General features: G+C 71.8%; 18 protein-coding genes. 12 read left to right on the forward strand and 6 right to left on the reverse strand.

Annotated features, from left to right (window positions below):
• Window positions 1–34: 34 nt before the first annotated feature.
• The 4 genes from ABZ478_RS33425 to ABZ478_RS33440 form a co-directional block, all read right to left on the reverse strand.
• Entirely contained in the window at window positions 35–631 is a 597-nt protein-coding gene (locus ABZ478_RS33425; RefSeq protein WP_359555563.1) for a CE1759 family FMN reductase, read from the reverse strand.
• Window positions 632–657: 26 nt separating this feature from the next.
• A complete protein-coding gene (locus ABZ478_RS33430) occupies window positions 658–1743 on the reverse strand; it encodes an LLM class flavin-dependent oxidoreductase (protein WP_359555458.1) in 1086 nt (361 codons plus the stop codon).
• Window positions 1744–1839: 96 nt separating this feature from the next.
• A complete protein-coding gene (locus ABZ478_RS33435; RefSeq protein ID WP_359555461.1) occupies window positions 1840–2319 on the reverse strand; it encodes a MarR family transcriptional regulator in 480 nt (159 codons plus the stop codon).
• Window positions 2320–2425: 106 nt separating this feature from the next.
• The gene (locus tag ABZ478_RS33440) at window positions 2426–2896 is read right to left on the reverse strand and encodes a hypothetical protein (RefSeq protein WP_359555463.1); all 471 of its coding nucleotides are present in this window, start codon (window positions 2894–2896) and stop codon (window positions 2426–2428) included.
• A gap of 114 nt (window positions 2897–3010) precedes the next feature.
• Here ABZ478_RS33440 and ABZ478_RS33445 point away from each other — a divergent pair, with 114 nt between their 5' ends.
• The 4 genes from ABZ478_RS33445 to ABZ478_RS33460 all read left to right on the forward strand — a co-directional run bounded on the left by ABZ478_RS33445 (window position 3011) and on the right by ABZ478_RS33460 (window position 6106).
• On the forward strand, window positions 3011–3349 hold the full coding sequence (locus tag ABZ478_RS33445; RefSeq protein ID WP_359555465.1) for a YnfA family protein: 339 nt from the start codon (window positions 3011–3013) through the stop codon (window positions 3347–3349).
• 52 nt (window positions 3350–3401) lie between these two features.
• Complete coding sequence (locus tag ABZ478_RS33450; RefSeq protein ID WP_359555468.1) at window positions 3402–4178, forward strand: SDR family NAD(P)-dependent oxidoreductase; 777 nt, start codon at window positions 3402–3404, stop codon at window positions 4176–4178.
• Window positions 4178–4324 carry a hypothetical protein gene (locus ABZ478_RS33455; protein WP_358928494.1) on the forward strand — a complete coding sequence of 49 codons (147 nt, stop codon included), beginning with the start codon at window positions 4178–4180 and terminating at the stop codon, window positions 4322–4324. Before ABZ478_RS33450 ends, ABZ478_RS33455 begins: the two co-directional genes overlap by 1 nt.
• A 117-nt stretch (window positions 4325–4441) precedes the next feature.
• Window positions 4442–6106, forward strand: a complete 1665-nt coding sequence (locus tag ABZ478_RS33460) for an alpha/beta fold hydrolase (RefSeq protein ID WP_359555470.1) — start codon at window positions 4442–4444, stop codon at window positions 6104–6106.
• Between the two features lie 7 nt (window positions 6107–6113).
• On the opposite strand, the gene ABZ478_RS33465 is transcribed toward ABZ478_RS33460, so the two are convergent.
• A complete protein-coding gene (locus ABZ478_RS33465) occupies window positions 6114–7307 on the reverse strand; it encodes an RtcB family protein (RefSeq protein WP_359555473.1) in 1194 nt (397 codons plus the stop codon).
• A gap of 215 nt (window positions 7308–7522) precedes the next feature.
• Here ABZ478_RS33465 and ABZ478_RS33470 point away from each other — a divergent pair, with 215 nt between their 5' ends.
• The 3 genes from ABZ478_RS33470 to ABZ478_RS33480 all read left to right on the forward strand — a co-directional run bounded on the left by ABZ478_RS33470 (window position 7523) and on the right by ABZ478_RS33480 (window position 10722).
• Window positions 7523–8356 carry a DUF3558 domain-containing protein gene (locus ABZ478_RS33470; RefSeq protein WP_359555475.1) on the forward strand — a complete coding sequence of 278 codons (834 nt, stop codon included), beginning with the start codon at window positions 7523–7525 and terminating at the stop codon, window positions 8354–8356.
• A gap of 128 nt (window positions 8357–8484) precedes the next feature.
• Complete coding sequence (locus ABZ478_RS33475; protein ID WP_359555478.1) at window positions 8485–9387, forward strand: DUF3558 family protein; 903 nt, start codon at window positions 8485–8487, stop codon at window positions 9385–9387.
• A gap of 99 nt (window positions 9388–9486) precedes the next feature.
• Window positions 9487–10722, forward strand: a complete 1236-nt coding sequence (locus ABZ478_RS33480; protein WP_359555481.1) for a DUF2637 domain-containing protein — start codon at window positions 9487–9489, stop codon at window positions 10720–10722.
• A 66-nt stretch (window positions 10723–10788) separates the two neighbouring features.
• On the opposite strand, the gene lysS is transcribed toward ABZ478_RS33480, so the two are convergent.
• On the reverse strand, window positions 10789–12531 hold the full coding sequence (gene lysS / locus ABZ478_RS33485; RefSeq protein ID WP_359555483.1) for a lysine--tRNA ligase: 1743 nt from the start codon (window positions 12529–12531) through the stop codon (window positions 10789–10791).
• A 140-nt stretch (window positions 12532–12671) separates the two neighbouring features.
• On the opposite strand from lysS, the gene argS reads away from it, so the two are divergent.
• From argS to ABZ478_RS33510, 5 genes are all read left to right on the forward strand, one after another.
• Window positions 12672–14435: an arginine--tRNA ligase gene (gene argS, locus ABZ478_RS33490; RefSeq protein WP_359555485.1), complete on the forward strand. Its 1764-nt coding sequence runs from the start codon at window positions 12672–12674 to the stop codon at window positions 14433–14435.
• 69 nt (window positions 14436–14504) lie between these two features.
• Window positions 14505–15380 (forward strand): nucleic acid/nucleotide deaminase domain-containing protein, encoded by an 876-nt coding sequence (locus ABZ478_RS33495; RefSeq protein ID WP_359555487.1) that lies wholly within the window; start codon window positions 14505–14507, stop codon window positions 15378–15380.
• Window positions 15381–15405: 25 nt separating this feature from the next.
• Window positions 15406–17094, forward strand: a complete 1689-nt coding sequence (locus tag ABZ478_RS33500; RefSeq protein ID WP_359555489.1) for a hypothetical protein — start codon at window positions 15406–15408, stop codon at window positions 17092–17094.
• A gap of 123 nt (window positions 17095–17217) precedes the next feature.
• Window positions 17218–18891, forward strand: coding sequence for a nucleic acid/nucleotide deaminase domain-containing protein (locus tag ABZ478_RS33505; RefSeq protein ID WP_359555492.1), 1674 nt, complete (start codon window positions 17218–17220; stop codon window positions 18889–18891).
• Window positions 18892–18911: 20 nt separating this feature from the next.
• A complete protein-coding gene (locus tag ABZ478_RS33510) occupies window positions 18912–19460 on the forward strand; it encodes an SUKH-4 family immunity protein (protein WP_359555493.1) in 549 nt (182 codons plus the stop codon).
• Window positions 19461–19482 lie beyond the last annotated feature (22 nt).

A 19482-nucleotide genomic window follows, 5' to 3' on the forward strand; every position in this document is an offset into this window, starting at 1 on the left:
TACCGCGCTCTCACCGTCACAGCGGCGCGGCGCGTCAGGCGCCGGCGGCGCCGAGCCGCGCGAGCCGCTCCTCGAACGGCACGACCCGCGGCCCGGCCACGGGGGCCGTCCCGGCCGCGGACAGCCCCGCCATCAGCCCGGCCAGCTCCCCCGCCGCCCGCTCGATCCGCTCGGCCAGCCCCTCGGCCCCCCAGTCCTCCGAGGCCGCGTAGACGCCGGTGGGCACCACCACGGCCCGCAGGTACGCGAACAGCGGCCGCAGCGCGTGTTCCAGCACCAGGGAGTGCCGGCCGGTGCCCCCGGTGGCGGCGATCAGCACCGGCTTGCCGGTCAGCGCGTCCTTGTCCAGCACGTCGAAGAAGGACTTGAACAGTCCGCTGTACGAGGCACTGAACACCGGCGTGACGACGATCAGCCCGTCCGCCTCCGCCACCGCGTCCTGCGCGGCGGCCAGGGCCTTCCCGGCGAACCCGTTGGTGAAGTTGTGCGCGATCTCGACCGCGAGGTCCCGCACCTCGACGACCCGCACGTCCACCGGCCCGTGCCGGTCCACCGCGGCCGCCAGCCGGTCGGCCAGCAGCCGGGTGGACGAGGGGACGGTCAGTCCCGCCGACACGACGACGAGCTTCAGGGAGTCGTTCAGCTTCAGTCGGTCGCTCATACGGTGGCCGCCTCCTTTGCGGTGAGCAGGGTCTGGTGGGTCGGCGCCTCGGGCACGTCCGCCGGGCGCCCCTTCGCGAACTCCTCGCGCAGCACCGGCACGACCTCCTCGCCCAGCATGTCGAGCTGCTCCAGGACCGTCTTCAGCGGCAGTCCCGCGTGGTCCATCAGGAAGAGCTGGCGCTGGTAGTCGCCGGCGTACTCGCGGAAGGACAGCGTCTTCTCGATCACCTGCTGCGGCGAGCCCACCGTCAGCGGGGTCTGCTCGGTGAAGTCCTCCAGCGACGGACCGTGCCCGTACACCGGCGCGTTGTCGAAGTACGGCCGGAACTCCCGTACCGCGTCCTGGGAGTTGTGGCGCATGAACACCTGGCCGCCGAGTCCGACGATCGCCTGCTCGGGGGTGCCGTGCCCGTAGTGGGCGTACCGCTTGCGGTACAGCTCGACCATCCGCTTGGTGTGGTCCGCGGGCCAGAAGATGTTGTTGTGGAAGAAGCCGTCGCCGTAGTACGCGGCCTGCTCGGCGATCTCCGGCGAGCGGATCGAGCCGTGCCAGACGAACGGCGGCACGCCGTCCAGGGGCCGCGGCGTGGAGGTGAACCCCTGCAGCGGGGTGCGGAACTTGCCCTCCCAGTCGACGACGTCCTCGCGCCACAGCCGGTACAGCAGGGCGTAGTTCTCGATGGTGAGGTCGATGCCCTGCCGGATGTCCTTCCCGAACCACGGGTACACCGGCCCGGTGTTGCCGCGTCCCATCATCAGGTCCACGCGCCCGTCGGCCAGGTGCTGGAGCATCGCGAAGTCCTCCGCGATCTTCACCGGGTCGTTGGTGGTGATCAGGGTGGTGGAGGTGGACAGGACGAGCCGCTCGGTCTTCGCGGCTATGTGGCCGAGCATCGTCGTCGGGGACGAGGGGACGAACGGCGGGTTGTGGTGCTCGCCGGTGGCGAAGACGTCGAGCCCGACCTCCTCGGCCTTGAGCGCGATGGCGACCATGGCCTTGATCCGCTCGCGCTCGGTCGGCGTCCGCCCCGTGGTGGGGTCCGGCGTGACGTCGCCGACGGTGAAGATCCCGAACTGCATGGCCGGCCTCCAAGATTGTTGACTGTTCAACTATAGCCCTGGAACGGTCCCCGGCCCGCCGCTATTCCCCCCGGTCCCCGCCGCCGCCCGCCCGGCTCAGCCGCGCCCCTCGCGCAGCCGGGCGACCTGCTCCCGGCCGAAGTCCACCGTGCGCTCCATGTGCTGCACGATCACCGCCAGCTCGGTGTCGTCCAGCTCGTCGAAGAGCGAGAACCAGTCACCGGCCAGCGAGTCCCACATCCGCCCGAACTCCGCGATCCGCTCCGGCACCGTCACCACCAGCACCCGCCGCCGGTCCACCTCGTCCCGCCGCCGCACCACGTACCCCGCCCGCTCCAGGCGGTCCACCAGCCGGGTCGCCGACCCGGTGGTCAGCCCCGTCAGCTCCGCGACCCGGCCCGTGGTGACCGGCGCCTCCTCCAGCGTGAGCAGGTTCAGGCACTGCAGATCGGTGGGGTGCAGCCCGATCCGGTCGGCCACGGCCTGGTTGAACAGGGCGTAGGAGGCCATGTACCGCCGGGACACCACGGACAGCTCCGCCAGCAGCCCGGACCGCCCGGTCCCCTTCCCGGCCATGCCGCACTCCCCTTCGTCCGCGTGGTGCAGTGATCGTACGACCACCGGCCCGGACGCCCGGAAGGCGAACGCCCCCCGGTTCCAGAAGCGGCACGCCTCCCCGGTGTCAGAAGGCGTACGCGTCCCCGGTGCCGAGGACCAGCACCTTCAGCCGGTCGTTCGTCCGGTCCCGGTCGACGGCGCCGCCGAGCCAGGCGGTGTCCACCTCCAGCGTCACCTCGTCCGGGTGCCCCTTCAGCCGCACCGACACCGTGAGCCGCTCCCCCGCCGCGTCCGCCGCCAGCGCGCCGATCCCGCACACCACCGAGCGCTCGTCCGTGCGCGCGCACCCCTGCGGCAGCCGCTGGACCTCGGCCAGCGGCACCGACCAGCGCAGCAGCACACTCGCGTCCGGCGTCGCGGCCGGCCCGTCGTTGCGCGGGGCGAGGGAGACCTCCACCCGGTCCCCGGTCATCACGGCGCTCCCGTGCAGCGCCAGATCGGCCTCGGGCTCCGGCACCGCCCCGGCCGGCCCCGCCCCGCTTCCGGCCACCACCAGGGCACCGCACGCACCCAGCACCCACGACCTCATCCGCATGCCGACCCACCTCGCGCTCACCGTTCGTGTCCGCCGTACGGATGTATGCCACGGAAACGGTCCGGCAGGCGCCCTCCAACAGGTGACACCGCACCCGCGTGCGAAGCTGCCGTCATGCCGGTCCTCCGCTCCGCCGCCCTCTTCGTCGTCGCCGCCCTCTTCGAGATCGGCGGCGCCTGGCTGGTCTGGCAGGGGGTGCGCGAACACCGCGGCTGGCTCTGGATCACCGGCGGGGTCCTCGCCCTCGGCGCCTACGGGTTCGTCGCCACGTTCCAGCCGGACGCCCACTTCGGCCGCATCCTCGCCGCCTACGGCGGGATCTTCGTGGCCGGCTCGATCCTGTGGGGCGTGGTCGCCGACGGCTACCGCCCCGACCGCTGGGACATCGCCGGCGCGCTGATCTGCCTGGCCGGGATGGCGGTCATCATGTGGGCGCCCCGGAACGGCGCCTGAGGGCTCACTTAGGCTGGACGGAACCGACCCGACGCAGTCCCAGGAGCAGCCCATGGCCACCGCAGCCCCGTCCGCCGCCTCCCGCATCGCCGTCGTCACCGGTGCGAGCGGCGGTATCGGCGCCGCCACGGCCCGGCAGCTCGCCCGGGCCGGCTACCGCGTCGTCCTCACCGCCCGCCGCAAGGACCGCATCGAGGCGCTGGCCGAGGAGCTGAACACGGCCGGACACTCGGCGGCCGCCTACCAGCTCGACGTCACCGACCGCGCGGCGGTCGACGAGTTCGCGTCGGCCTTCCGGACGATCGGCGTCCTGGTCAACAACGCCGGCGGTGCCCTCGGCGCCGACCCGGTGGCCAGCGGCGACCCGGCCGACTGGCGCACCATGTACGAGACGAACGTCATCGGCACCCTCAACGTCACCCAGGCACTGCTGCCCCGGCTGGAGGCGAGCGGCGACGGAGTGGTGGTCGTGGTGTCCTCCACCGCCGGCCACGGCACGTACGAGGGCGGCGCGGGCTACGTCGCCGCCAAGCACGGCGCCCACGTCCTCGCCGAGACGCTGCGCCTGGAGATCGTCGGCAAGCCCGTCCGCGTCGTGGAGATCGCACCCGGCATGGTGAAGACCGAGGAGTTCGCCCTGACCCGCTTCGGCGGCGACACCGACCGGGCGGCGAAGGTCTACGAGGGCGTGGCCGAACCCCTCACCGCCGACGACGTGGCGGAGACCATCACCTGGGCGGTCACCCGCCCCAGCCACGTCAACGTCGACCTCCTCGTACTGCGCCCGCGCGCCCAGGCGTCCAACACCAAGGTCCACAGGGAGTCGTGATGCCCGACGAGGACTCGCTCGAGAAGCGCCGGCTGGCCGAGGAGACGAGGAACGAACGCCAGGTCTGGTACTTCCTCGCCTACTTCCTCTTCGGCATCCACTTCGTGGCGTTCGTCATGATCTACGCCGTGCGCCACGCGAAGTAGCCCGCGCCCGCCTCCCTCCCCGCACCGGTTCCGCCATTCGGACGCGGCCGGCTGGCCCACAGCCGTGCCCCGCGATGTCGTGGTGCCGGACGGCCACCGGCGTCCGGAGTCCGTCGCGTGAGCGGCACCGGACGCCCGGCCGTGAAGGGAGACGGCATGGACATGGCCGGGGTCATATCGGGGCGCAGGTGCTGGACCGCGGTCGTCGCGGTGATGGTGGCCTGTTCGACGGTCCTGACCGGAACGGACCGCGTGGCGGCGGGCGGACCGCCGGCCCCCACCACGCCCGTCCCACGCCTGGACTGGCAACCCTGCGTCCCCGGCGGCCCGTTCGACTGCGCGAACGCGACGGTGCCGCTCGACTACGACGACCCCGGCGGCCGCACCGTCGAACTGGCCGTCGTCCGGCACCGGGCCACCGGCCCCGGACGACGCGTCGGCACCCTCTTCTTCAACCCCGGCGGGCCCGGCGGCCCCGGCACCGTTCAGATGCCGCAGCTCTACGAGTTCTTCCCGCGCGAGGTGCGGGAGCGGTTCGACATCGTGAGCTGGGACCCGCGCGGCGTGGGCAGCAGCACCGCCGTCGACTGCTTCGCCACCCGGCAGGAGGCCACCGCGTGGACGGAGGGCAAACCGGTCGGCGTCCCGGTCGGCGCGAAGGAGCGGGCGGACACGATCGCCGCGTACCGCGACCTGGCCCGGCGCTGCGAGCGGCGCGAACCCGAACTGCTGCGCCATGTGTCCACCGCGGACTCCGCCCGGGACCTCGACCTGCTCCGGCAGGCGGTGGGCGATCCGCGGCTGACCTACCTCGGCATCTCCTACGGCACGTTCCTGGGCGCCACCTACGCCAACCTCTTCCCCGGCAAGATCCGCGCCATGACCCTCGACAGCAACGTGGACGCGCGGGCGTACGCGGACGGCGCCCTCGGCGACGCCCCGGACACGACGTTCCTGCGGCTGGGTTCGGACCGCAGCGCCGCCGAGGTACTGGAGCGGTTCCTCACCCTGTGCGGGAGCACCACCACCGCTCGCTGCGCCTTCTCCGCGGGCGGCGCGCAGGCCACCCGGGAGAAGTTCGACGAGCTGATGCGGCGGCTGCGCACGCACCCCGTGGGCGACTGGACCTACGGCCGCACCGCCGCGCAGGTGGTGAGCGACCTCTACGTCGTCGATCCCGGCTGGGCCGATGCCGCCGGCACCCTGCAGCGCCTCTGGCAGGGCCGGGCCCCGGAGCAGGCGAAGCGCCCGGCCGCGCCGCCGGTCCCGCACCCGGATCCGTACCTGGGCGACGAGCAGGCCGCCGCGGTGCTCTGCGGCGAGAGCCCCAACCCGCGTGAGCCCGGCACCTACCACGCCCTGGAGGAGCGGGCGGCGGCCCGGGCGGGCGACGCCGGACGCGTCTGGACCTGGGCCGCCGCGGGCTGCGTCTCCTGGCCGGCCGTCGCGGCCGACCGCTACAGCGGCCCCTGGAACCGCCCGACGGCCCACCCGCTGCTGCTGGTCGGCACCCGCTACGACCCCGCCACCCCCTACGCGGGCGCGCGCGCCATGGCCGGGGAACTGGCCGACGCCCGGCTGCTCACTCTCGACGGCTACGGCCACACCGCGCTGACCAACCCCAGCGCCTGCGTCGCCAGATACGAGAGCCACTACCTGATCGACGGCACACTCCCCCCGCCCGGCACGACCTGCCACCAGGACACGGCACCGTTCCCCGCCCCCACCCCGGTCGGCGCCGTCGCCACCGGCGGCGGAGCACTGGCCCGGACGCGTTCCTGAGCGGGCGTCAGCCCTTCACGCAGACGACCTGCTTCAGCTTGGCCACGACCTCGACGAGGTCCCGCTGCTGGTCGATGACCTGGTCGATCGACTTGTAGGCCCCCGGGATCTCGTCCACCACACCGGAGTCCTTGCGGCACTCCACACCCCGGGTCTGGTCCTCCAGGTCCTTGGTGGAGAACCGGCGCTTGGCCGCGTTTCGGCTCATCCGCCGGCCCGCGCCGTGCGAGGCGGAATTGAAGGACCGGTCGTTGCCGAGGCCCTTCACGATGTAGGAACCGGTGCCCATCGAGCCCGGGATGATCCCGTACTCGCCGGAGCCGGCCCGGATGGCGCCCTTGCGGGTGACCAGCAGGTCCATGCCCTCGTACCGCTCCTCCGCCACGTAGTTGTGGTGGCAGGAGATCTCCGGCTCGAAGACCGGCTTCGCCTTCTTGAACTCCTTGCGGATCACGTCCTTCAGGAGCGCCATCATCAGCGTGCGGTTGTACTTCGCGTACTCCTGCGCCCAGAACAGGTCGTTGCGGTAGGCCGCCATCTGCGGGGTGTCCGAGACGAAGACGGCGAGGTCGCGGTCGACCAGGCCCTGGTTGTGCGGGAGTCGCTGGGCCACGCCGATGTGGTGCTCGGCGAGTTCCTTGCCGATGTTGCGGGAGCCGGAGTGCAGCATCAGCCAGACGGCGCCGTCGGTGTCGGTACAGACTTCCACAAAGTGGTTGCCGCCGCCGAGCGTTCCCATCTGCTTGACCGCTCGCTCCTGACGGAACCGCACCGCCTCCGCGACCCCTCCGAACCGTCCCCAGAACTCGCCCCAGCCCGACGTGGCCAGCCCGTGGAACTCTCCCGGCTCCACGGGCTCGTCATGCATCCCCCGCCCCACCGGAATCGCCTGCTCGATCTTCGACCGCAGCCGGGACAGGTCGCCCGGCAGGTCGTTCGCGGTCAGCGAGGTCCGCACCGCCGACATCCCGCAGCCGATGTCCACGCCCACCGCGGCCGGGCACACCGCGCCCCGCATCGCGATGACCGAGCCGACGGTCGCGCCCTTGCCGTAGTGGACGTCCGGCATCACGGCCAGGCCCTTGATCCACGGCAGGGTGGCGACGTTCTGGAGCTGGCGCAGGGCCACGTCCTCCACCGTCGCCGGGTCGGTCCACATCCGGATCGGCACCTTCGCGCCCGGCATCTCCACGTACGACATGGGTTCCTCATTCCCCCGAAAACAACAACAAAAGACTTAAGAACAGCAAAACGCAAAAGCGGCGACAAGGTCTACGAAAAAGGACAGGGGACCGTCGTTCACGGCAGTGCGTGCGGTACACATTGTCTCCAGGGAGCGCCCCGCGGCGGCAAGCGAATAACCAGCGGGGACACTGGACCGCCCAGCGAGCAGAGACCGTCGAGAGGAGCCCGACCGTGCAGCGGAAGGCGTATATGACCGGCACCGCCGCCCTCCTCGTGGCGCTGCTGGCCGGCTGCACGAGCGGTTCCGGGGACGACGGCCCCACCGACAACGCCAACCCCGGCAACGCCGGTACGGCCACGCCCGCCGCCCAGCCCGGCAAGTACCGCAGCCTCCCCGAGCCCTGCGGCGCGATCGACCACGACGCCCTCGACACCCTGCTGCCGGGCATCGGGCAGATCACCGACCAGGACCAGCGGGAGAAGGCCTACCAGGGCGAGGCGACGCTCACCTACAACACCGACCGCAAGGTGGGCTGCCGTTGGAAGGCGTCGTCCGGTGCCGCGACCGACCGGCTCGCGGTCGACTTCGAGCGCGTGGTGTCCTACGACAACGCGGTGAGCGACGACGACCAGGCGCAGAAGCTGTTCCTCGAACAGCAGACGGCCGCCGACCTGCCCGAGCCGAGCGCCCCCGCCTCCGCCACCCCCACGACGCCCGGCCCCACGGCGAGCACGGGCGACGACGCGTCCCCGTCCGCCCCGGAGTCCCCCTCCGGGTCCGCCGCGGACTCCTCCTCCGGCGCCGCCGGCGCCCCGCCGGCCGAGCTGCAGCCCCGGGTGCTGCCCGATCTCGGTGACGAGGCGTATCTGGACGACCAGCTCAACACCTCCGGTTCGACGGCCGAACAGCGGACGGTGACTGTGGTGTTCCGCACGTCCAACGTCGTCGTCACCATCGAGTACGAGGAGCAGCCGATGGCGACGGGAGCGGTCCCGGACAGCAAGGAACTGCAGGACAGGGCCCGGAATCTGGCCTCCCAACTGGCTGACGCGCTCGGCGGATGACGGCCCCGGCGGGCTTGCGCGGCACCGCCCGCAAAGCGCGTGAAGGGAAACCGCACAGCTCCCTCACCGCGTACCGTGGGGCCCCGCAGGAACCCGCACGAACACCGAGTGTCACGAGTGAAGGAACCATGCAGCGAGCAGCTCAGCGAAACGACCGTGCCCATGACCAGCGAGCCAAGCGTCTGCGCCGCGCCCTTGTCTGCGCAGCGGCCGTTCCCGCGGTGCTGATCACCGCCGCCTGCTCCTCGGACTCGGACGGCTCCACGGACAAGGGCGGGGAGAGCGCGGCGCCGACCGCCGGCAGTGGTTCGGCGAAGCCTTCGGCGAGCGCGTCCCCGACCGTGCGGCCCGCCGCGTACCACAAGCTCCCCGAGCCGTGCTCGGTGCTGTCGAAGAAGACCCTGACCGGTCTGGTGCCGAAGGGCGCCAAGGCGGGCAAGGAGGGCAGCAGCGACGACACCGCGTCCCGTTCCTCCTGTTCCTGGAACAGCCTGGACAACAACGGGGTCAAGGGCTCGCAGTTCCGCTGGCTGAACGTCTCCATGCTGCGCTTCGAGTCGGATTCCGGCCGGGGCTCCGGCGACAAGCAGGCGCACGCCTACCTCGCTCAGCAGGTCGAGGACGCCAAGAGCGTCTCCGGCGCGAAGAACACCAGGACGGAGCCGGTCGCCGGGACGGGCGCCGAGGCGACGCTGGTGCGCTACGACCTGAAGAAGAAGGAAGGCACCTTCAAGCAGCAGACGGTGGTCGCACGGATCGAGAACGTCGTCGTCACGCTCGACTACAACGGCGCCGGTCTCGCGGGCGAGAAGACCCCGAGCGCGGACGACCTGGCGAAGGACGCGCAGAAGGCCGTCAAGGAGGCCGTCGCGTCCGTCTCGGCGGCCAACAACGGAGGTTCCGGTTCCGGCGCGTCCTCGGGCGGGACCGCCTCCCCGTCCAAGTCCGCGTCGAAGTCGCCCTCGAAGCAGGCGTCCAAGTCGCCCTCGTCCAGCGCTTCTCCGTCCAGGTCGGCCGCGAAGAAGGGCTGACCCGGGTCACGTGCGCCGCACACGTGTGCCACTCTGTTGCGCGCAAGAACACGCAAGGGGAGGGGATGACGAGTGGCCGCGCCAATGCAGCTGACTCGGATGCACCGCATACTCATCGGCGTGGTCGTGTCCGGCGCGCTGATCATCGCCGGCATCGGCTTCGCCGGTTCCTACGCGGCCGTCCGTGAGCTGGCCTTGAAGAAGGGCTTCGGGAACTTCTCCTATGTGTTCCCGATCGGCATCGACGCGGGCATCTGCGTCCTGCTCGCCCTGGACCTGCTGCTGACCTGGATCCGCATCCCCTTCCCGCTGCTGCGTCAGACGGCGTGGCTGCTGACGGCGGCGACGATCGCCTTCAACGGCGCCGCCGCCTGGCCGGATCCGCTGGGCACGGGCATGCACGCGGTGATCCCGATCCTCTTCGTGGTCGCCGTCGAGGCGGCCCGGCACGCCATCGGCCGGATCGCGGACATCACGGCGGACAAGCACATGGAGGGCGTCCGCATCACCCGCTGGCTGCTCTCCCCGCTGCCCACGTTCCTGCTCTGGCGCCGCATGAAGCTGTGGGAGCTGCGCTCCTACGACCAGGTGATCAAGCTGGAGCAGGAGCGCCTGGTCTACCAGGCCCGGCTGCGCTCCCGGTTCGGCCGCGCCTGGCGCCGCAAGGCCCCGGTCGAGTCGCTGATGCCGCTGCGCCTGGCCCGCTACGGCGTCCCGCTCGCGGAGACGGCCCCGGCGGGTCTGGCGGCGGCGGGCATCGAGCCGCTGCTCATACCGCCGGCTCCGCAGCCCCAGCCGCAGTTGACCGCTCCCGCCGCCGCGGCGGCGGGCGGCCGTGCCGCCGTGCCGGCGCCCGTCCCGCGGCAGGCGTCACCTGCCGGGCAGCCGCACCCCGAGCCCCCGGTGGACGAGGAGAGCCCCTGGTTCCACACTCCGCGCGAGGTGGATTACCACGGCGGCTACGACCCCGCGTACAACCCCGTCCCGGACCCCCAGTACGTCCCGGAGGAGGAGTACGAGGGCTGGTACGACGAGCAGCCGGTGGAGCAGTTCCAGCAGCCCTCCCCCGAGGAGACCGGCAGCTTCCCGATCCCGGTGGGCCCCAACCGCACCCGCGAGCTCGGCGAGGGCGGTGGCCCCCCGGAGCCGGACGAGGACGCGTACTACCAGGTCTTCCGCCAGTCGATCGACGGCAGCTACCCCACGCCCCGCGTGCTCGGTGACAACATCGAGGCGACGTACGGCAACACGCTGAGCCCCAGCACCCTGAAGGAGCTCGCGGAACGCTTCCAGCAGCGCCACACGGCGGAGATGGAGGAGGACCACATCGCCTGACGGCGGCGCGCGACGACACGGAAGAGGGGCCCTCGTCACGAGGGCCCCTCTTCCGTGTCCGCTTCCCTACTCCCCGAGCAGGGCCCGCACCCGCTCCTGGCCCACGGCGAGCAGCAGCGTGGGCAGTCGCGGCCCGGTGTCCCGGCCGACCAGCAGGTGGTACAGCAGGGCGAAGAACGTCCGCTGGGCGGTCTTGATCTCCGGCGGCAGTTCCTTTGGCGTGGCGTCGGCCGCGAATCCGGCCTGCACCTTGGGCACGCCGTAGACGAGGTGGGTCAGCCCGTCCAGCGACCAGTGCTCGGCGAGCCCGTCGAGCAGCAGCCGCACCGACTGCTGGGAGGCCTCGTCGAGGGACTTCAGCAGTTCGGCGTCGGGCTCGGCGCGGACGATGGTGCGCTGGTCGGCGGGGACGTGGGTGTTGATCCACGCCTCGGCCTTGTCGTACCGGGGCCGCGCGTCGTCCAGCGAGCCCAGCGGCTGCTCGGGGTCCAGCTCGCTGAGGATGCGCAGCGCCTGGTCCTCGTGCCCGGCGGTGATGTCGGCGACGGACGCGAGCGTGCGGTACGGCAGCGGACGCGCGGTCCGCGGCAGCTCGGCGGCGGCCGTGCCCACGGCCCGCGTGTACGCGGCGACGTCACCGGGGAGCGCGGAGCCGTCGGCGACCTTGCCCGCCAGCTTGTCCCACTCGTCGTAGAGCCGCTGGATCTCCTGGTCGAAGGCGATCTTGAAGGACTGGTTCGGCCGGCGCCGGGCGTACAGCCAGCGCAGGATCTGCGGCTCCATGATCTGCAGCGCGTCGGCCGGGGTGGGCACGCCGCCGCGCGAGGACGACATCTTCGCCATGCCGGAGATGCCGACGAAGGCGTACATCGGGCCGATGGGCTGCTTGCCGCCGAAGATCCCGACGATCTGCCCGCCCACCTGGAAGCTGGACCCCGGGGACGAGTGGTCGACGCCGCTCGGCTCGAAGACGACGCCCTCGTACGCCCAGCGCATCGGCCAGTCGACCTTCCAGACCAGCTTGCCGCGGTTGAACTCGCTCAGCCGGACCGTCTCGGTGAAGCCGCAGGCGGTGCAGGTGTACGCCAGCTCGGTGCTGTCGTCGTCATAGGAGGTGACGGTCGTCAGGTCCTTCTCGCAGTTGCCGCAGTACGGCTTGTACGGGAAGTAGCCGGCGGTGCCGGAACTGCCGTCGTCCTCGGCGGCGGCGCCCGAGCCCTCCTCGGCCTCCAGTTCGGCCTCGTCCACCGCCTTCTGCTGCTGCTTCTTGGCGGGGGCCTTCTTCGTCCGGTACTGGTCGAGGATGGCGTCGATGTCACCGCGGTGCTTCATGGCGTGCAGGATCTGCTCGCGGTAGACACCGGAGGTGTACTGCTCCGTCTGGCTGATCCCGTCGAACTCCACGCCCAGCTCGGCCAGCGAGGCGATCATCGCGGCCTTGAAGTGCTCCGCCCAGTTCGGGTACGCCGACCCCTTCGGCGCCGGCACCGAGGTCAGCGGCTTGCCGATGTGCTCGGCCCAGGACTCGTCGACGCCCGCGATCCCGGCCGGGACCTTGCGGTACCGGTCGTAGTCGTCCCAGGAGATCAGGTGCCGGACCTGGCGGCCGCGGCGGCGGATCTCGTCGGCGACCAGGTGCGGGGTCATGACCTCGCGCAGGTTGCCGAGGTGGATCGGACCGGACGGGGAAAGACCGGACGCGACGACCACCGGTTTGCCGGGGGCCCGTCGCTCCGACTCCTCGATGACGTCGTCCGCGAAACGGGAGACCCAGTCGGCGGTCTCGGTGCTCTGAGCCACGATCGGCACGTCCTTCTTTCTGAACGCTTCTTGAACGGGGTGACCGTCCCATTCTCCCAGACCGCCTCGCGACCGGGAAAACCCCTTTGCCCCCCATGGGATACTGGCCGGGTCTATCCATCCCCACGAGGAGAACGGCACCCCTTCCTATGGCCTCGGTCACGTCCCTCAGCGATTCCGTCCAGCAGCGCCTCGCGTCCGCCCTCTCGGCCACCCTGCCGGAGGCCGCCGGCGCGGACCCGCTGCTGCGACGAAGCGACCGGGCGGACTTCCAGGCCAACGGGATCCTGGCGCTCGCCAAGAAGGCCAAGGCCAACCCGCGGGAGCTGGCGGCCCAGGTCGTCTCCGGGGTCGAGTCGGGTGACGTGATCAAAAACATCGAGGTCTCCGGACCCGGCTTCCTGAACATCACGGTCTCCGACCGGGCGATCACCTCGAACCTGGCCGCGCGGTACGCGGACGACACCGGCCGCCTCGGCGTGCCGCACGCCGCGAACCCGGGCACGACGGTGATCGACTACGCCCAGCCGAACGTGGCGAAGGAGATGCACGTCGGTCACCTGCGTTCCGCGGTGATCGGCGACGCGGTCGTCCAGCTGCTGGAGTTCGCGGGCGAGAGCGTGGTCCGGCGCCACCACATCGGCGACTGGGGCACCCAGTTCGGCATGCTCATCCAGTACCTGGAGGAGCACCCGCACGAGCTGGACCACAAGGACGCCCAGGTGACCGGCGAGGAGGCGATGTCGAACCTCGACCGCCTCTACAAGGCCGCGCGCAGGCTGTTCGACTCCGACGCGGAGTTCAAGACGCGGGCCCGGCGCCGGGTGGTCGACCTCCAGGCGGGCGATCCGAAGACCCTCGCCATGTGGCAGAAGTTCGTGGACGAGTCGAAGATCTACTTCTTCTCCGTCTTCGAGAAGCTGGACATGGAGATCCGCGACGCCGACATCGTCGGCGAGTCCGGTTACAACGACATGCTCGCGGAGACCTGCCGGCTCCTGGAGGAGTCCGGTGTCGCGGTCCGCTCGGAGGGCGCGCTGTGCGTCTTCTTCGACGACATCAAGGGCCCGGACGGCAACCCGGTCCCGCTGATCGTGCAGAAGTCGGACGGTGGCTACGGCTATGCGGCGACCGACCTCTCCGCGATCCGCGACCGCGTGTTCAACCTGAAGGCGGACACGCTGCTGTACGTCGTCGACGCCCGCCAGGCGCTGCACTTCCGGATGGTCTTCGAGACCGCCCGCCGGGCCGGCTGGCTCAACGAGGACGTCAAGGCGCAGCAGCTCGCGTTCGGCACGGTCCTCGGCAAGGACGGCAAGCCGTTCAAGACGCGTGAGGGCGAGACGGTACGGCTGGTGGACCTGCTGGACGAGGCGATCGAGCGCGCCTCGGCCGTGGTCCGCGAGAAGGCCCAGGACCTCTCCGAGCGGGAGATCGCCGAGCGGGGCGCCCAGGTGGGCATCGGCGCGGTGAAGTACGCGGACCTGTCGACGTCGGCGATCCGGGACTACAAGTTCGATCTGGACCAGATGGTCTCGCTCAACGGCGACACCAGCGTGTACCTGCAGTACGCGTACGCCCGTATCCAGTCCATCCTGCGCAAGGCCGGCGAGGTCCGCCCGGCCGCGCACCCCGGGCTGGAACTGGCGGAGGCCGAGCGCGCGCTGGGCCTGCACGCCGACGCGTTCGCGGAGACGGTGCGGGAGGCGGCCACGGAGTACGCCCCGCACAAGCTGACCGCGTATCTGTACCAGTTGGCGTCGCACTACACGTCGTTCTACGACAAGTGCCCGGTGCTGAAGGCCGAGACGCCGCAACTGGTGGAGAACCGCCTCTTCCTGTGCGACGTGACGGCCCGCACCCTGCACCAGGGCATGGCCCTGCTGGGTATCAGGACGCCCGAGAAGCTCTGACCGGCACCCCGTAGAGTCTGTGGAGACCCGTCTCCACCGCACAGATCTCCACAGACTCCAGGGAGCCCGATGTCCGAGCGAGTCCCCGGTCCGGCCACGGCCCACTTCGGCGAGGACGGCATGCGCCGGTTCACGGTGCCCGCCTCGTACGGCATCCAGCTCCCCGACGCGGCGGCCGCGGCCCTCGCCACCACCGGGGTTCCGCTGCACGTGGCGCCGTACTTCACCGCGGCGGACAGCACCGACGGACCGACTCTGGGCATGACCGCCGGGCACCGGGGGCTCCGCGCGCCCGCCGGGCAGGAGAACTGGCTCCGCGTCGGCACCGATCCGCTGGCCCACCTGTGCGTGCGGCCGGACGGCGCGGTGCAGGCGGTGTTCCTGGAGATCGGGGCGGACGACATGTTCGTCAGCTCCGGTGTGGAGGCCTTCAACGCCTCGCTGGTGGCGCTGGACCGGCGCCTGCCGGTGATCGCCGCGTCGACCGGTCTGCCGGTGGCCGCCGCCGCGTTCCGTGAACTCAACGCCGAGCTCAGGCGGATCGACGCGGCCGCCTTCGAGGACCGCGAGAGCTGGTGGCCGAGGGTGCTGGACGACGTGCGGCACACGCTCAACTTCCCGTTCTCGTCGGCCTTCGAGTACGTCGACGCGTCCGGTGCCAAGCAGATCGTCACGGACGCGACCGGGCCGGGCCGTGCGCACCCCGAGGAGCTGCTCTGGCAGCGCCTGCGCGCCGAGGGGATCGCGCCGGAGCAGGTGCGGCGCGTCTACTGCGAACTGGAACCCTGCGTGATGCCGGGCCACTACTGCGCCGTGTGGCTCCAGGCGACCTTCCCGCACGCGGAGTTCACCCACAGCTTCGACTACGGTTCCACCGCCGAGTCGCGGGAGGCGGGCCTCAAGGAGCTGATCACGTACGCCGCCGAGCGGGCGGACCGCGGCTGACGGCGCGGCGGACGGGGGAGGGCTCGTGACCGAGGAGAAGTGGGGACGCCCGGCGGCGGGACGCGAACCGGCCGCCGCCGCGCTGCTGGCCTGGCTGGCGGACCCGGACGCACCGCGGCTGTGCCTGGTCACCGGGGGCGCGGGCTGCGGCAAGTCGACCCTGCTGGCCTGGCTGGTGGGGCACGGCACCCGGCCGGGCGGGCGTCCGGAACGCCGGGTGCACGGCTTCGTCCCGCTGGCCGGGGAGAGCGCGCTCACGGCCACCTGGACCCTGGCCGGGCAACTGCTGCTGGCCGCCCGCACACCGGGCGAACTGGTCGACGCGCTGGCCGCCGACGGCCGCCGTACCGTGCTGGTCCTGCCGGACCTGCACGCGGCCGACGACCCGGCGACGGTCACGGAACTCGTCCTGGAGCTGCTGAGACTGGACCACGTCCGCCTGGTCGTGGAGGCGCGCGACGGAAGCGAGCCCGCACGCGGCCTGCCGGCCACGCGTCCGGCGGTGCTGAACCTGGACGAGCCGCGGTGGACCGATCCGGAGCGGTACGCGGTGTGGGCGGCGCGGCGGCCCGCGGCCCGGCCCGCCGGGCACGAAGCGGGACCGCAGTCCCCGCCCGTCGACCTGGACGACCCCGCCGCGGTCTGCGCCGCCGACCCCTGGCAGGTGTCCCGCCGGTACGAGCGCTCCGGGCACGGGCACGGCGGACTGCGCGTGGCCTGGATGCGCGCGGGGGCCTCGCTGACGCACGAGGGGACGAGCCCCGCCATGCGCGCCCTGGTCCTCCTGTCGGCCCTTGGCGACGACGCCGACCCGAGGCTTCCGGGCAGCCTCGCCCAACTGTCCGGGGGCACCGGCTGGCAGGTCGTCTGGCGCCGGGTGCGCGGCGACGTCCGGCCGCCGTGGCCGGGCCCGGCCCGCGCCCTCGCGGCCGGTCCCGGGGAACTCGCCGGGAAGACCGTCGTCGCCGATCACCAGGGCACGGTCCGCCTGCTGAACGAGGCGGACGCCGCACCGGCCGGCCGCCTGCCGGAAACCGTGCGGCAGCCGCGCGCGCTGGCCGCGATGCCCGACGGAACGGCGCTCGTCCTGGACGCGCTGGGTGCCGTACGCGGCCTGCGGGCGCCCTCCGCGCCGGGCCCGTCCGGCCTCACGGCCCTGCTGGACGACGGCCCGACGCCGGTGGAACGACTGCTCACGGCGTTGGCGGCTCAACTGCCGGGCCCGTCGACGGCCTTGTCCAGCGCCGGGGGGCTGCTCGCCGTGGCGGACGGCAGCGGCGAAGTGCACGCGTTCGTACAGCCGGACGGTGAGGCGGAGCCGCGGTCGCACACCGCGGCACCGCACCGGGCCGCGGTGACCGCCCTGGCGGCCCTGCGTCTGCCGGCCACGGAGACCGGCGCCCCGGGCGTCCCCCTGGTCTACAGCGGCGGCGCGGACGGCACGGTGCGCGCCTGGGGCCCGGGCGCGGACCCCCTGCCCTCGCCCGTCCGGTCGCGCTCGTGCCCGGTGACGGCCCTGGCGGCCGGGGCGACGGACGCCGGGCCGGTGCTGGCCATCGGCTGGGCGGACGGCCTGGTGGAACACCACCATCTGGACGACGGCACGGTCCGCGCCTTCCGTCCCGGACCCCCCGTCCACGCGCTCGCCGTGACGCCCGCGGGTCTCGTGCACATCGGCACGGACGAATCCCTGGTGACCCTCCGCCCTGTCTGAGACGGGGTGGCGGGCCGCCCGTCACAGTCGTGCCATAGAACGCGCCGCCGTCTTGCGCCCCAGCACCCGCCGCCGCTTACTCTTTTCGCACTCATACGACGAGATGAGGGGGCGTCACGGGGGATGGGTTACACGATTCCGGGTTGGCTCGACGAGGTCCTGGACTTCATCGGCATCAACTTCCCGAACGTCGACGAGGACGACTACCGCGAGATGGCCGACGCCATGCGGGACTTCGCCGACAAGTTCGAGGGGCACGGGGCGGACGCCCACAAGACGGTGGAACGCATCATCTCCTCGTCGCAGGGCTGGGCCGTCGAGTCGATGCAGAAGCACTGGGCGCAGGTGAAGGCCGGCCACCTGGACAAGATCCCCGAGCTGGCACGGCTGTTCGCCGACGCCTGTGACGTCGTCGCGGACATCATCTTCGGGATGAAGACCAAGGCCGAGGCCGAACTCGCCATCATGGCGGGCTCCCTGGGCATCTCCCTGGGCCTGGCGGTGGTCACCGGCGGTCTGTCCGCGGTCATCGGCGCGGCGGAGACGGCGGCCATGCGCCAGCTCATCAAGCGCATCATCGACGAGGCGGCCGACCGGATCGTCGACGAGCTGATCGCCCGGGTCACCGCGCCGGTCAACGCCAAGCTGGAGGCGATGATCGAGGACGCGGTCCTGAACATGGTCGACGACGCCTTCTCCCTGCCCCCGGCGCCGAGCGCCCCCGGTACCCCCGGCGGCGGCAGCGGCGGTCACGGCCCCGGCCACGGCGGCATGCAGCTCGCGTCCGCGGGCGGCCCGGGCGGCATGGAACTCGCCTCGGCCGGCGGCGGTTCGGGTTCGGGCTCGGACCTCTTCATCGACCACGACGAGTTCGAGTTCGGTGCCGGCAAGCTCTCCGCCCACGGCAGCGACCTCCACCTGGTCAGCTCCTCACCCCTCGGCCGCGCCAAGGGCGCCTTCAACCGCACCAAGGGCCGCGACCCCTTCACCCAGGTCTTCGACTCCATGCTCCACGGCGCCCTGAAGGGCTCCGAGAAAGCCCTCGGCAAGGTCGCCAAACACCTCACCGAGACCGTCCCGGACCGCGTGAAGGCGACCTCCCGCATCCACAAGGGCAACGACCTGGACATCGGGGACCGGGTCAAGGCGATCGAGACCCACAAGGGACGCGACGAGCACGGCAACCCCAGGATGTACGTCCTGAACGCCGACGGTTCCGTCGACCGGCTGATGCCGGACGGCACCATACCGGCGAAGGGCACCGCCGGACACGACGCCGAGGACCGGATGAACCTCGCGAACATCGCCCCGAACGGCACGGTGTGGCGGCCCAGCACGAAGTCCGAGCGCGAGAAGTGGCAGACCCCCTCCGGCCACGAGGGCAAGGTGACGTCGCGGAAGATCGATCCCGCCACGAGCGACCTGGCGCAGGCGACCCAACTGGCCCGCAAGGCGCACGACTACTACAAGGGCAGGAACTACGCGGCAGGCCGGTACATCGACCCGCAGAGCGGCCGGGAGATGATCCTCGTCGCACGGAGCGGCAACGGATTCCACTCGGAGCGCGCTCTGGGGCACCCCCTGCTGCACACCGGGAACGCAGGCGGACTCAGGGAGGCGTTCACCGAGAGAGCGCCCTGCCAGAAGAGTCCCCGCTGCGAGCGCTGGCTCGACGCGTTCTTCCCCGGCACGGATGTCACGCACACCGCCGACTACGACCAGAGCGACCCGTCGACGCAGGACAAGCAGCACCGCACCTACCGGCAGAACCTGGAGCGGCTCCTCGGCAAGAAGTGAGGCACGGTAGCGTGCCGGACATGAAGTACGCAGTGAGTGGCGAAGAGCTCATCCGGCTGTTCGGCCTGGACGGCGTCAACTACTTCCCGCAGGTCACGGACGGCGGACTGCACCCGCCCACGGCGGAGTTCCTCGCCTGCGTGGGCCTGCCCACCGACAACACGTTCGTCTCACGCGCCGAGCCGGAGAACGCCTCCCCCACCCCGACGGAACTCGGTCCCCTCTTCGACGAGCGGGGCAGCGCATGCCCTCCGGAACAGCGCGGCTGGGTGGTGCTCGGGTATCTCGTCACGGGTCTGGTGGTCCTCGACCCGGTGTCGGGAAGCGTCCACTCCTACCCCGAGGGCGAAGAGGAAGGGCGGTTGCTCCACCGCGACGTCGAATCGCTCGTCTTCACGCTGTGCGCCTTCCGCAGGCTGGTCGACGCCTACGCCGAGGACGAGGACGAGGCGGAGGAGCACGCCCACGAGTTCCGCCAGGCCGTCACCGCCGTGGACCCCACCCCGCTGGGCGATGAGGACACCGAGTGGAACCGCCTCCTCGACGAGGTCCTGGACGGCATGTGGTGAAGGCGGCGACGCCCACGGATCC

Source organism: Streptomyces sp. NPDC005706 (genome assembly GCF_040631045.1).
In the GTDB taxonomy this organism is placed as follows: domain Bacteria; phylum Actinomycetota; class Actinomycetes; order Streptomycetales; family Streptomycetaceae; genus Streptomyces.

Bases quoted from the DNA above. Each gene is read 5' to 3' on its own strand.
- ABZ478_RS33430 (WP_359555458.1), bottom strand. From the start codon at position 1,743: ATGCAGTTCGGGATCTTCACCGTCGGCGACGTCACGCCGGACCCCACC.
- ABZ478_RS33435 (WP_359555461.1), bottom strand. From the start codon at position 2,319: ATGGCCGGGAAGGGGACCGGGCGGTCCGGGCTGCTGGCGGAGCTGTCC.
- ABZ478_RS33440 (WP_359555463.1), bottom strand. From the start codon at position 2,896: ATGCGGATGAGGTCGTGGGTGCTGGGTGCGTGCGGTGCCCTGGTGGTG.
- ABZ478_RS33445 (WP_359555465.1), top strand. From the start codon at position 3,011: ATGCCGGTCCTCCGCTCCGCCGCCCTCTTCGTCGTCGCCGCCCTCTTC.
- ABZ478_RS33450 (WP_359555468.1), top strand. From the start codon at position 3,402: ATGGCCACCGCAGCCCCGTCCGCCGCCTCCCGCATCGCCGTCGTCACC.
- ABZ478_RS33455 (WP_358928494.1), top strand. From the start codon at position 4,178: ATGCCCGACGAGGACTCGCTCGAGAAGCGCCGGCTGGCCGAGGAGACG.
- ABZ478_RS33465 (WP_359555473.1), bottom strand. From the start codon at position 7,307: ATGTCGTACGTGGAGATGCCGGGCGCGAAGGTGCCGATCCGGATGTGG.
- ABZ478_RS33475 (WP_359555478.1), top strand. From the start codon at position 8,485: ATGCAGCGAGCAGCTCAGCGAAACGACCGTGCCCATGACCAGCGAGCC.
- ABZ478_RS33480 (WP_359555481.1), top strand. From the start codon at position 9,487: ATGCACCGCATACTCATCGGCGTGGTCGTGTCCGGCGCGCTGATCATC.
- argS (WP_359555485.1), top strand. From the start codon at position 12,672: ATGGCCTCGGTCACGTCCCTCAGCGATTCCGTCCAGCAGCGCCTCGCG.
- ABZ478_RS33495 (WP_359555487.1), top strand. From the start codon at position 14,505: ATGTCCGAGCGAGTCCCCGGTCCGGCCACGGCCCACTTCGGCGAGGAC.
- ABZ478_RS33505 (WP_359555492.1), top strand. From the start codon at position 17,218: ATGGGTTACACGATTCCGGGTTGGCTCGACGAGGTCCTGGACTTCATC.
- ABZ478_RS33510 (WP_359555493.1), top strand. From the start codon at position 18,912: ATGAAGTACGCAGTGAGTGGCGAAGAGCTCATCCGGCTGTTCGGCCTG.